This is a genomic window from Shewanella sp. MF08487 (genome assembly GCF_050848685.1).
Classification (GTDB): Bacteria; Pseudomonadota; Gammaproteobacteria; order Enterobacterales; family Shewanellaceae; genus Shewanella; species Shewanella glacialipiscicola.
The window spans coordinates 1-11,830 of sequence record NZ_JBOZPB010000004.1 but is presented as its reverse complement, the minus strand read 5'-3'; the positions used below and the strand labels follow the sequence as shown (position 1 = coordinate 11,830).

Here is an 11,830-nt window from a genome sequence, read left to right as displayed (position 1 = left end):
AACGACAATTCACCTATAAAAAACGACGCATTAGCGTCGTTTTTTTATAGGTGAACTTACTGAGTATTGAGCTTAAGCGCCATGCCAGTTACGCATTTGGTTGGCTTCTTTAGACAACACAACCACTTCTGAGCGAGTCATACTATCTTGCAGGGCAAGTTTGTTATCATTGATTAAAATCCACAGATTACCTATACCAAGCAGTGACCAAATAATACGCGCATAGGCGGTGATCAGGCTTAAATTTTGGCCATTAGGATGTTGCACCTTAAGGCGCCAAGCACGCATACCTAAGGTTTGTCCACCTTTGCTCCAGAATAAGGCGTAAAAAGTGCCTACACACAAGACTAGCCAGAGTTGATAAATGCCATGGTAAATCGGCGTGCCATTTAGGGCGTCTGATATATGCTCAAAGCCGTTCATGTTAAGCAGCCCTGAAGCGGTTAAACCGTAGAAAATCCCAAAGCCTACTGCCCCAGCAACCATATAAACGGCCACGGCTAACATTGAATCGTAAACAGCGGCGCCTAAGCGGCGCAAGAACCCCGCACGGGGAAAATTAGCATGTTCAGTATTTAACATTACAATGTCCTGTTATTAAAAGACTTAAGCCTCGGGTTCTTCATCTCTAACAAAGTGGATATTACTAAAGCCAAAGCGAGTAAATTCTACCTTACGGAATTCTTTTTCTGCCTTTGCACCTTTGCGTGACGTCATGGCGACCTGTTGTTCCATAGCCAAAAATTGGGTCAGATCTATGCCTTCAGCTTCGGCAACCGCTTCATATAAATCATGGTGTTTGTCGTAACTAAAGGCGATGGTTTTAGTCTTACCTTTGAAGGTATAAGTGACTTGACGGGCCATGGGGGAGCTCTCCTGAAATAAGTCTGAAATTAATTAAATTCACTTCTAAAAATAAAATATACAGCACCTAATATGCACAGTCCTGCCCACAAATAATCGAGCTTCAATGGCTCTTTCATGTAGAAATAGGCAAAGGGGACAAACAAACTTAAGGTGATGACTTCTTGTAAAATCTTTAACTGGCCGAGATTCATGACTGTGTAACCGATACGGTTAGCAGGCACTTGCAGCAAGTATTCAAAGAGGGCGATACCCCAACTGACTAAGGCGGCGATAATCCAAGGTTTTGAGCCTAAGGTTTTTAAATGTCCGTACCAAGCAAAGGTCATAAAGACATTGCTTAGGCAGAGTAAACCGATAGTGGTCAGGGTTGGGTTCATCTTTCATCTCTATTATTAAGCTTATAAATCATATGTATGGCGTCGTCAGTGTAGCTGCCAAGACATTTATCTATGCTCTGAGGTTTAAAGCCCATCTTAAACCAATAACTGTCGGCGCCTTGTACTGCAACGAGGGATAAGGAATTGAGATTCAAGCGATCTGCCAGTTGTATTAAGCGGGTGAGCGCCTTAGTGCCTGCACCTAACCCTTGGGCTTTGGCCGAAATCGCAATATCGTGCAGATACAGAGTATCAGCCTTGGGCAAATGGGTAATGGGCTGATAGAGTGCGGGCGGCATATTGACGGCCCAAGGATGCGCTAAACAATAACCGACAACCGCTTCATCGACTTCAAACACAAAACAAGACTGAGGTGATACCCGCCATTTGCTTTGCAGCACGTGCAATGGCTCAGGATCCAGTTGCGAGTAACACTCGTCTTGGATGTTTAAAATAGCGTCCCAATCCTGTGGGGTGATTGCTCGCAGTAACATGGCCGATATTTATCCCGTTCAATATATCTCACTCAAAATAAGCCCGGCATTATAACCTCAAATGTCTTTCAAATGCAGGTTTCAGCGGCAATATTAAACGCTGAAAAAACCATTAAAACTGAGCTTTCAGCGCTTTTTCATACATAACGGCTAAATACCTAAGTATCGTTGGCGCAGGTGACGTTCAAGATATTGACTATTTAAGGTTTCGCCCGTTGCTTGATGAATCAGTTCATCGGTCGTGAGCAAAGATCCCTTAGACCAAATATGTTTGCTCAACCATTGAAATACCGAGTCCAGCTTGCCTGCATCGATTAGGGCTTCAATTGGCCCTAAGGCTTTTTCCATCGCAAAGCGACATTGGGCTGCATACATGGCGCCTAAGGTGTAACTAGGGAAATATCCTAGCTCGCCCACAGCCCAATGAATATCCTGCATACAACCGTCGCGATAATTGCCATCGGTATTGATCCCCAATAATTGTTGCATCTGCGCCGACCAAAAATCAGGTAAGTTATCCACCGTTAAGCTGCCGTCGATAAAGGCTTTTTCTGCCTCAAAGCGTAGTAAAATATGGCAGGGGTAGGTGACTTCATCGGCGTCAACGCGAATAAGTCCGGGATTTACGCGAGTGTAATGCTGGGCTAATTCTTGGGCGCTAAAATGACAATTAAGATGCTGCGCGATTTTAGGTTGCAATTGACGTAAAAAGGCCGGATTTGCCCCGAGTTGCATCTCGCAAAATAGACTTTGGCTTTCGTGAATTCCCATAGAACGTGCAAGCCCCGCGGGTTGGCCTCGCCACGCAAGAGGTAAGCCTTGCTCATATCTGGCATGGCCAGTTTCGTGAACTATACCCATGATAGCACTACTAAAATCGGCCTCATTGTAGCGAGTCGTTATGCGCACATCGCTCGGCACCCCACCACAGAAGGGATGGCTACTGGTATCTAATCTACCGTGATTAAAGTCAAAACCCAGTAAATTCATCACCTCGCGGCCAAGGATTTGCTGTGCATTCATATCGAAGGGGCCATTAAGCGTGAGCTTTGGCTCGTTTGCTTGCTTAACGAGTACCTCTTGGATGAGTGTTGGTAGCCAATCTTTAAGTCCACCAAAGGTTTGCTCTAATTTTGCGGTGGTCATTCCCGGTTCAAATTTATTGAGCAGGGCATCATAGGGAGAAATATTCTGGGCTTTTGCGCGGATCTGCGCTTCTTCCTTAGCAAGCTCAATAACCGCTTTTAGATTGGGTTTAAAGCCCTGCCAGTCATTATTTTTACGCTGCTCACGCCATGCATTTTCACATTGATAGGCCATTTTGGTTTTGGCTTGTACAAGGCAGCCTGGCACTAGGTTTGCCTGTTGATACTGGTACTGCATTTCCCGCAGGTTAGCTTGTTGCTCAGTTGTGAGTACTTCTTCTGCCGCGCCATGTAAATTTTCGGCTAAGGTGTCTGAGGTTTTGAGTGTGTGGATATGCAGCGCCAGTTCTGCCATTGCATTACCGCGATCATTACCGCCGCCAATGGGCATCATGGCCGCTTGATCCCAATCACCTAAAGCGCTGAAATGTTCAAAGTGAGAGATTTTTTGGAAATGTGCTGTCAGTTTATCGTAACGTGGCGTTGGTACTTGAGGCTTAAGCTGTGTGCCCATTGGATTTTCCTTCAAGGGCATAAAACCCTGCGCAAATAAATAACAATAACAGAATGATAATACAACGGAGGCAAAATCATATAACACTAAAACCTTAAAGGTAGCACTGCGCTAGACACTCACTGCTATCGCTTTGGTAGTAGACGTAGGCTGATTAATTGATGAACCGTTTAGCGTTAATAACGCTTAAACCTTGATAGATGGGAGTCGGGCCTGCTTAACAGTGTTAAAACCAAATATTAAATTTTAGCCGTTATTGTTTTGAGGCTTAAAACGTCGTCATTTGATGTGATCATTAGGGCATGATAAATAAAATATTTTGACTCAAGGCGAAGGCGCTCGCTTTATAACGAGCGCCTTTTGGGGCTAGATAAAACTTAATAGCTTATTGGTGTACCTTATCGACCCCCGATGAGCGACCTTCTGCATGGCAGGTAGCGCATGACTCTTGTCCCGATTGATAAATTCGACCACCGCTGGCATCGCTTTGATACACCCCGCCAAAACTACGCGCATGAACTACTAAGCTATCTAGTTGAGCGTGGCAAGCTGTGCAGGTTGCCAATGTCGGTGAATACTCTGCAATTTGGCCATTGTTGGCAGCCCCCGGCGCTGCAACTAACAGGGATTGTTGCGTACTCAGTTCGGCAAGGTCGAGTTGCCCAGCGCTGTGACAAGCACTGCAATTATTTTTCGCATTAGGGTAGGTCAGTTCAGGGCGTGGATTGCCAAAACCGACCACAGTGCGGGTTCCTGCATGCAGTGAATGCACCATTTCCCTGTAGCTCAAGGTATTGTTGATAGTGCGATAGGGTTTGATTTGGTCAGCCCCAGAGGTATGCATCACATTAGCATTGAGATACATAACTGCATCATTAGTATGGCAACTTTGGCATTGCCTATCTGTGAGCGCCGTTGACGTTTGCGGAGCATGGCAGGTACCGCAGCTGCTATTGGGCTCAAAAATCCCTTTCATTTGATGCGCAGATAGGACTCTATCCTCTAACCCTTGGTCATGACACTGACGACAGGCTGATTCATTCACTTTGGTTTTTGCCGTAACGGCTTGACCTTGCAGAGTTAATGTATTTACTGCACTAAGACTCACATCTTGATTCGCCACATTACAGTTAACGGTAAATCCGGTGTTTTTATCGGCGCAGAGTACCAGTTTACTGTAGAGCTGCGACTGGCTTAAATCGCCAAAATCAGCTGTCGACAGGTTTGTCATTGTGACGGTTATTTGATTAGGTCCAGTAATTTTTAAAGCAACATCGGCTGTGGTTGCCAATAAATCCCACACTTTGCGTTGACCATTATTAACAGGCATGTCGGTGCGATGGTTTTCACCCGTTGCAATCAACCAGAAAGATTTAATCATCGCTTGAGTCGCGGGAAGTTGATCCAGTTGCAGCACTTGCAATGTAACTTCAAGGGTTTGAGTTTCAACACTGAGCTGCGAATTGAGTAACTTGACTTGGTAATCGCTCGCCAGTTTAGAGGCTGTATTGACTGCGGCATTGTGAAATAGACCGACCCCTTGGGGATTATTGCTATCAGGATGGCAACCGCTACAACTCATTGACCAAGCGTTGGCGAAGATTTCTCTATCGTGGAATAACCCTGCCACAGTGTCATTCCAGTTAGCGGGAATTTGCGCTTTGTGACAGTCAAGGCAGGCCGTTTTACTGGGGATGTTGTAATTGTCGCTTTGAGCCGCTGCGCCGGGAATATGACATTGCTGACACTGGCTCATATCGCCGGGAAAGGTCACATTTGAGTAGTCATACAGCTGTCCCTTGTAACCTACAACTTGGTATTTAGCTTGGTGGATTTGGTGTGTCAACGTGGCCATATCTAAGCTATTGCCTGTTTCAGGATCGCCAGAGTAAGTCGTGTGACAAACAACGCAACCTTCATAGGCAAAACGTTTCCCACCGTGCATCAACAAACGAGTATCGGTATTTGCTAGATTGTCACTATGGCAACGAAAACACGCTTGCTCAGGCGCTATCACGTTACGACCCATATCTGCCGCAACGGTTTGTCCTGTTGCGGGCACAAAATCATATACGCTGTTGATCAATTGAGTGTTGGCTAGGCTGGTCGCCAATGGTTTTAACTCTAGATAAATCCTGTGGGTAAGCTCTGGCGTATATTGCGTATCGAGCCCTGCAAATTGAGAGTAGCCCGTCAGTGGCTTGCTGAATGTATAACGGTATAAACCTTCACCGAGTGAGATTAAACACGTCGTTTTACAATTGCTCTCGATACCCGCTTGAAATTGAGTCTTGGCGTTGGCCTGTGCATTAATCGCAGGTTCAACTTGGTTATTAATATAGCTGGTCCATTGTAGCGCAGCATCGGTAGAGCCCGTGACAGGCAGGCTTTCAGTGGCTAAGCCTACTGTAGTCTGAGTGGCTTTATAGTGATCTTGCGGCGGTGCCAGTTTGGCGATACCTAAGCTTAAGGTATCTAATTCCTTAAGGCTTTCGAGTCCAGTGACGGCAATACCATTGGCATTACTGAGGAAAAAATCAACCTGTACTTGAGTTTGAGCATCAATAGTGACTTTGTCGATTGTTGCTTGGAGCGTATCCGCCTTTTCTATGCTGATACTGACAGTCCCAGGTGGGCCTTCTTTACCATCATCGCCCTCGGAGCACGCTGTCATTAGACAAACGGCAATGGCAATGGGAGTAAAAACCTTCCATTGAGAACGGTTATTCATTTTTATCATTTTCCATTCCTTTTTAATTAGATTCTGTCGGGACTCTAATCGGAATGTATGCGTTTAAAATATTAACTCAGTTATTAGTCTAACGATATAAAACTAATCATTTTTAATAGCAACATCTAATTATATTGGCTTAGTTTGAAGTGGGGTGTTATTTCAGTTTTTGAAATTGGTAATTATTAATTGTTAATAACAGGGTTATGATAAAAGTCACGCAACTCAAACTAATCATTACCCAATATGGGTAAGTGTGACGCAGATATAAAATAATTACAGATATTACTCTAGCATAAGTTGTCGGGAATCAAAGTGTATGCATATTTTAATTATATTGCTTTGACTAATAAAGGATCGAATATGATAACTAGAAGAGGAATACTTAAAAGCAGTATGGGCGTTGCTGTCGGTACTGTTTATCACGGAACACTGATTAGTTTTCTTACTGGTTGTGGCAGTGATAATAGCAGTCCAGAAGTTGTAGAGGTCATGGCGGGTGGATTAATGGTCGTCAACCCCGTGATGTGTGTAAGTTGCCGCCGTTGTGAAATCGCCTGTAGTTGGAACCATGAGGGAGATTGCAGCCCCACACTGGCGCGGGTAAAAGTCGAACGTAATATGAACTTTGGCCCACATGGCGTGCAATTTGACTACCAGACACAACACGGTGAGTGTGGTGATGGCACTGTAGTACCAGCAACTTGTCGTCAATGCGAAGTCTGTACCCAAGTCTGTCCGCAACAGGCCATTTCAACAAATCCGCTCACAGGCGCCAAAATTATTGATGAAGAGCGTTGTGTTGGATGTGGCTATTGCGCTGATAAATGTCCGCAGCAAGTGATTAAAGTTGTTCGCAGTAAAATGAAAGCCGTTAAATGCGATTTATGCAATGGAAATCCTGCTTGTGCTCAAGTTTGTCCAACAGGGGCAATTAAATTTTATCCTTGGGAAGAAGCCGAAGCTGCATTAGAACAATATGAAAAATATACCGGCTTAGTTTCTTAAATTGAGGGAAATATAATGAGTAATAAAATAGGTGGTTGGGCAGGTAAAGTACTTCGCGTTAATTTAACGACTAGCTCTATTGTTTATGAACCCATTGAACAATATTACGACTATATTGGCGGCATGGGTATTGGTTATAAAATACTATGGGATGATCATAAGGATGATATTAAAGCTACTGATGCTGAAAATATAATAGTGTTCTCTGCTGGACCATTATCGGGCTCAGGTGTTATTTGTACTGGCCGTACTACTATTACTTCCCGTAGCCCCGTCATTGAAAAACATCTTATTGCCGATGGCCACTTTGGTGGACATTTTTCGCCAGCGATGAAATTTGCTGGTTTCGATGCGATAGCAATAGAAGGCAAGGCGAGCCGTCCTGTGTGGCTGAAAATTGTCGATGACAAAGTCACCATCGAACCTGCTGATACTCTGTGGGGAAAAGGTATTTTTGATACCCACGCCATGATAGCTCAAATGATGGGGCCTAATGCGCAGGTTGCAGCTATTGGTCAAGCCGGTGAAAATCAAGTTCCCCTATCCGTCATCATGACTCAAGGCGGGCATTCTGCTGGTGGTCATGGCTCGGTTATGGGCTCAAAGAATTGTAAAGGGATTGGCATTATTGGCACGGGCGCGGTCAAAATCGCCGCCAGTAATGAAAAAATGCGCGCTTTAGATGACCATATTTTAGGTGTGATCGGTGCCAATAATAACGGTGTAGTGCCTTCTACTCCACAATCTTGGGCCGAATACTCAGCACCAATCAGCCGTTGGAAATCTAGACCAGGCCTTAAGTGGGGCGCCGCCGATCAAGAAATCGACTTGGGTGAAGTGCCGTGGAATGAGCGTAATCGTATTGGATTTCGTACTTCAATGGCAGAAAGCTATATCGGAGTGGAATATGCCAACAAATGGATGAAGCGTACCGGCGGTTGCCATTCATGCCCTATTCGTTGTTTTTGTGAGCTTAAAGTTCCTGAATTAAAAAGCAAATACAATCGTAAATCTGAGCATATCTCCAATGTTTGCATGGGATTCCTTGTGCCTCAATATTTGATGGGAACCAAGAATGGCACTGAAGCACATGCGATGGCGGGTGTGTTGGGGGCTCAAATTCTCGATGATTATGGTATTTGGTGTAACTACGGTTTGATTTCTCATATTTTTAAGTTTTTAAAAACTCATGATATGTTTAAACATTTATTACCAGAAGAGGAATACAACAGCATTCCTTGGGCGCTTTGGGATAATCAAGACCCTGCTTTTTTGATCGATTTTTATCGCCGAATTGCCTTTAAAGAAGGTGAAATCTCTCACATGGCCGATGGTTTATATGACTTAATTGAACGTTGGGGCTTGGATGGTACTAATCCCGCATTAGGTTATTGGGACATACATAAAGAAAGTAAAACCAAGGTTTTTAATAAAAAAACTAACGCAGCGGTGCACCATGCGAGTGAAACCGCGGGGCAGGTAGGCACATTAATCAACGTAGTGTTTAACCGTGATGCTCAGTGCCATTCCCACATTAACATTGTTAACAGTGGGCTACCCCATGATATGACGGCTGCTATTGCCGAGAAAAAATGGGGCGAGGGTGCCTTTGATAAGGTTAACTGGTATACCCCAATCAATGCTGCAAAGGTGCGTTTTGCCAAATGGTCTTTGGTGAAAAACGTATTACATGATTCGTTGACACTGTGTAACTGGATGTTCCCGTTATTAGCCTCGCCCGATAAAAACCGGAATTATGAGGGTGATAGTACTATCGAGTCGCAAATGTTTAGCTTAGTCACTGGGATTGAAACCAGTGAGGCTGAGTTAGATTTCAAGGCCGAGAGAGTTTTACATTTACACCGTGCCTTAACCATATTGCAGATGAATGAAAGTAATATGCGTGAAGAACACGATGTGCTCAGCGACTGGGTTTATGATATGGATCCAGATAAAAACTTTGGCCAAGAGGGCACCATCAAGATGGATCGTGCGGATATGCAAACTTCATTAGATATGTTCTATGAAGCCTTTGGTTGGGATATCCAGACTGGTGCGCCGACTCGAGCCACGCTTGATAAGTTTAGTTTAGGGTTTGTCGCTGATAGATTAGCAGCGCGAGGCCTATTACCCGGTTGAAAACAATGATTGAACTAGTGGGTTATATCAGGGTATTTAGTCAACACGGACGTTTGGTTACGGCGGAGCAAATCGCCGCCGTAGCTGGACTGGAGTGGGATAGCGAGCAGACGATTCATCGCTATATTAACCTCATCCTTACAGAAGATTATGTGGATGTGCAGATGCGTTTATCGGATGAAAAACATTTCTTTTATTCTGATAGGAGTATTGTTGAACGCTATGCGGAGCAGTGGTTGGCGCTCGAGCGAGGTGAGGCTTTTGAGGCGGTTATCGCGCAAATTCGTCGCAATAGTTGCCGCCATACTGAGGTATACCTAGAGAGCGTATTAACGTTTGCGCCTTATTTTTATGATGAGCCGAAACTATGCCATTTACGGGAACAATTACCCCAGCAGCCAGGTGCTGAGGATATCCATTATGCGCAGGATAACCAGGGGCAAGGTTACTATTACTCGACTCAAGGGTTAAGTCATAGCTATGCAGCCGTGCTTGCCAATTACGATCCCTGTGAATGGTCAAACTAAGGTTAAATTACTCTACTAATAAGCGCCTTCGGGCGCTTTTTTGTTATTAAGAGAACGTTGTACTCAAAGGTACATGAATCGATAACGTTATTGATGCAGCATTGCTGGGATAATCTTATCGTGGGTATATTTTGGCTATTAACATATCAAATAGCTTTTATCGTGAGTGGTTTAACCTACAATTTGAGCCAGATATTGTGGGTGAGCTAGCCTTATCTTTCACCCTATTCATTTGTTTATATTAACTTATCTGGGGTTGAGTGTACTTTTTGATGATCTCGTCAATATTACCATTGGCCTTAAGGGTCGCTATAGCTTGATTGATAGCAGGAAGTAGAGCTGCGTGTTCTTTACGTAATCGAAATACTAAATCACCATCGGAATGTACCGCCGCAAGTGCCACAGGGATCCCTAGCTGAGCAGACCAATACAGAGCAGGATAATTACCCGCAATAATGGCTTTAACTCTGTGTTTGCCTAACGCCTTGATTAGCTCCTGTTCGGAAGCAAAGTCGGTACGGATAAAATGTTGAGCGTCGTGGTATAAGTAGCCGCGTACTGTACCCACTTCTTTACCTTTTATCTGGTTGATATCACGATATTGACTCACGTTTTCGGGCAATGTGACCACATATTCGGTGATTTGAATGATGGGCGTAGATTTAACAAATAGCGGCCCCAAATCTTGTTTTGCAAACCAGCTCGGACTGACAATATCAAAGTCGAGTAGACCCGTTTCGAGGGCCTTATTGGTGCGCTTAGGTGGTAAGTCGAGGATTTCAGCTTCAACTTTAGCTAATGATAAAATCATTGGGATCAGTTCTGCGATCATCCCCGGTGCCTCTGCTTGATGATCAATAAAGTAAGGATACCAAGAGTAAGAGCCAGTGATATTGTATTTAAGCGACTGTGCGAAGGCCTGTTGCTGAGTCAAAAAAAGGATCAATAAAGCGAATTGAATTAGGTGTTTATACTGTAAACCTCGCTTAACCATCTTGTCCTCATCCCTGTTATCTTGATGTCTCTCAGCATTATTTTGTGGCTATCTTACCTGACTTATGTGATTAAAATGTTTATTAAGTCACACAAGTCATATTCAAGCAGTTCAACAGGTTAAGCAATTGTACTTTACGCTAATAGTTGGCATAGGGCAGGTTGTTGATTGTGGGGATAAATTCGATAGGTTTTATGATGTTTAATTAAGCTGGTTTTCTTATTGCTTTGGCTAAGCAGTAAGCCATGGGATAACGCAATTCGCGTCAGTTGTTGTTCGTCGGCACGGACATATAAGTTAATTGGCTTTACCAGCTGATTATCTTTGATATGTTGGCTAAATTCTTTTGCATCAATCACTAAGCTGGATTGACCATCGCCATCGAGCTTAAGTTTTGCAGTAATGTCAGTATCCGTAAAGACTAGCCATTGTGCCTGTTTTAGTTCCTCAATCATGGCATTCAAACCTATTCCTAAGGCGGGCTCAGTTTGTTCAATAGCCTGATATTGATACACAATTCTTTCTAATAAATGTTTGAGTTCAGCGCCAGCACCTTGGCTGCGGGCTAAGCGGATCCACGCTGTTAGGTCGTCAGCAACCAGTTTAGAAAAACGTTTTTCTTTTAAGGATTCGACCATCCAATTACACAAAAAATGGCTTTCCTGCGCAGGTGTGCGCTGGGCTTTTTTCGTTTGTGCTGAGGTGGCTAAATCGGCAAGGCCCGCCATGGCGAGTTCTAGCACAACTTGGTTATAGGTTTGAGAATTCATTATGGCTCCGCCGCGGGCTGAAGTGATGTTATCTGTTTGAACCATCAGCATAAATGATGCTGAGCTCGAACGCTTGGATTGCGGCGGGGCTAGTTTAGCAAAGTGCCACTAAAACCGATATTGATTATTCTGCAATGACTAGGGTCTGTTGATCTTTGCTGTACAAATGTTGCTCAGCAATACATCGGCAGCCACATTAACATAAACGCCAGTGACACCATACTGGCGTAATTTCTTGCTAGCTTGTCATATCTTGTTGATATT

General features: G+C 44.1%; 11 protein-coding genes and 1 pseudogene. 3 read left to right on the top strand and 9 right to left on the bottom strand.

Annotated features, from left to right (window positions below):
* Window positions 1–72: 72 nt before the first annotated feature.
* The 6 genes from ACRN9H_RS03855 to ACRN9H_RS03830 all read right to left on the bottom strand — a co-directional run bounded on the left by ACRN9H_RS03855 (window position 73) and on the right by ACRN9H_RS03830 (window position 6,137).
* A complete protein-coding gene (locus ACRN9H_RS03855; RefSeq protein ID WP_432312545.1) occupies window positions 73–582 on the bottom strand; it encodes an RDD family protein in 510 nt (169 codons plus the stop codon).
* A 24-nt stretch (window positions 583–606) separates the two neighbouring features.
* A complete protein-coding gene (locus tag ACRN9H_RS03850; RefSeq protein WP_432312544.1) occupies window positions 607–864 on the bottom strand; it encodes a DUF2960 domain-containing protein in 258 nt (85 codons plus the stop codon).
* 29 nt (window positions 865–893) lie between these two features.
* Window positions 894–1,244 (bottom strand): DMT family protein, encoded by a 351-nt coding sequence (locus ACRN9H_RS03845; protein WP_432312543.1) that lies wholly within the window; start codon window positions 1,242–1,244, stop codon window positions 894–896.
* A complete protein-coding gene (locus ACRN9H_RS03840) occupies window positions 1,241–1,738 on the bottom strand; it encodes a GNAT family N-acetyltransferase (protein ID WP_432312542.1) in 498 nt (165 codons plus the stop codon). The genes ACRN9H_RS03845 and ACRN9H_RS03840 overlap by 4 nt, the downstream gene beginning before the upstream one ends.
* 150 nt (window positions 1,739–1,888) lie before the next feature.
* Entirely contained in the window at window positions 1,889–3,397 is a 1,509-nt protein-coding gene (locus ACRN9H_RS03835) for a carboxypeptidase M32 (protein WP_432312541.1), read from the bottom strand.
* Window positions 3,398–3,782: 385 nt separating this feature from the next.
* A complete protein-coding gene (locus tag ACRN9H_RS03830; protein WP_432312540.1) occupies window positions 3,783–6,137 on the bottom strand; it encodes an OmcA/MtrC family decaheme c-type cytochrome in 2,355 nt (784 codons plus the stop codon).
* A gap of 354 nt (window positions 6,138–6,491) precedes the next feature.
* Here ACRN9H_RS03830 and ACRN9H_RS03825 point away from each other — a divergent pair, with 354 nt between their 5' ends.
* From ACRN9H_RS03825 to ACRN9H_RS03815, 3 genes are read left to right on the top strand one after another with little or no spacing between them, the layout of a single operon-like run.
* A complete protein-coding gene (locus tag ACRN9H_RS03825) occupies window positions 6,492–7,136 on the top strand; it encodes a 4Fe-4S dicluster domain-containing protein (RefSeq protein ID WP_432312539.1) in 645 nt (214 codons plus the stop codon).
* 15 nt (window positions 7,137–7,151) lie between these two features.
* Window positions 7,152–9,275, top strand: coding sequence for an aldehyde ferredoxin oxidoreductase (locus ACRN9H_RS03820; protein ID WP_432312538.1), 2,124 nt, complete (start codon window positions 7,152–7,154; stop codon window positions 9,273–9,275).
* Window positions 9,276–9,280: 5 nt separating this feature from the next.
* Window positions 9,281–9,802 carry a hypothetical protein gene (locus ACRN9H_RS03815; protein ID WP_432312537.1) on the top strand — a complete coding sequence of 174 codons (522 nt, stop codon included), beginning with the start codon at window positions 9,281–9,283 and terminating at the stop codon, window positions 9,800–9,802.
* Between the two features lie 241 nt (window positions 9,803–10,043).
* Here the strand turns inward: ACRN9H_RS03815 and ACRN9H_RS03810 are convergent, their stop codons facing one another.
* The 3 genes and pseudogenes from ACRN9H_RS03810 to ACRN9H_RS03800 form a co-directional block, all read right to left on the bottom strand.
* The gene (locus tag ACRN9H_RS03810) at window positions 10,044–10,796 is read right to left on the bottom strand and encodes a substrate-binding periplasmic protein (protein WP_432312536.1); all 753 of its coding nucleotides are present in this window, start codon (window positions 10,794–10,796) and stop codon (window positions 10,044–10,046) included.
* Window positions 10,797–10,930: 134 nt separating this feature from the next.
* On the bottom strand, window positions 10,931–11,566 hold the full coding sequence (locus ACRN9H_RS03805; RefSeq protein WP_432312535.1) for a DUF2913 family protein: 636 nt from the start codon (window positions 11,564–11,566) through the stop codon (window positions 10,931–10,933).
* Window positions 11,567–11,739: 173 nt separating this feature from the next.
* Window positions 11,740–11,830 (bottom strand): annotated as a pseudogene (locus tag ACRN9H_RS03800) (IS5/IS1182 family transposase); the annotation flags it as partial.

Bases quoted from the DNA above. Each gene is read 5' to 3' on its own strand.
- ACRN9H_RS03855 (WP_432312545.1), bottom strand. From the start codon at position 582: ATGTTAAATACTGAACATGCTAATTTTCCCCGTGCGGGGTTCTTGCGC.
- ACRN9H_RS03850 (WP_432312544.1), bottom strand. From the start codon at position 864: ATGGCCCGTCAAGTCACTTATACCTTCAAAGGTAAGACTAAAACCATC.
- ACRN9H_RS03845 (WP_432312543.1), bottom strand. From the start codon at position 1,244: ATGAACCCAACCCTGACCACTATCGGTTTACTCTGCCTAAGCAATGTC.
- ACRN9H_RS03840 (WP_432312542.1), bottom strand. From the start codon at position 1,738: ATGTTACTGCGAGCAATCACCCCACAGGATTGGGACGCTATTTTAAAC.
- ACRN9H_RS03835 (WP_432312541.1), bottom strand. From the start codon at position 3,397: ATGGGCACACAGCTTAAGCCTCAAGTACCAACGCCACGTTACGATAAA.
- ACRN9H_RS03830 (WP_432312540.1), bottom strand. From the start codon at position 6,137: ATGATAAAAATGAATAACCGTTCTCAATGGAAGGTTTTTACTCCCATT.
- ACRN9H_RS03825 (WP_432312539.1), top strand. From the start codon at position 6,492: ATGATAACTAGAAGAGGAATACTTAAAAGCAGTATGGGCGTTGCTGTC.
- ACRN9H_RS03820 (WP_432312538.1), top strand. From the start codon at position 7,152: ATGAGTAATAAAATAGGTGGTTGGGCAGGTAAAGTACTTCGCGTTAAT.
- ACRN9H_RS03815 (WP_432312537.1), top strand. From the start codon at position 9,281: ATGATTGAACTAGTGGGTTATATCAGGGTATTTAGTCAACACGGACGT.
- ACRN9H_RS03810 (WP_432312536.1), bottom strand. From the start codon at position 10,796: ATGGTTAAGCGAGGTTTACAGTATAAACACCTAATTCAATTCGCTTTA.
- ACRN9H_RS03805 (WP_432312535.1), bottom strand. From the start codon at position 11,566: ATGAATTCTCAAACCTATAACCAAGTTGTGCTAGAACTCGCCATGGCG.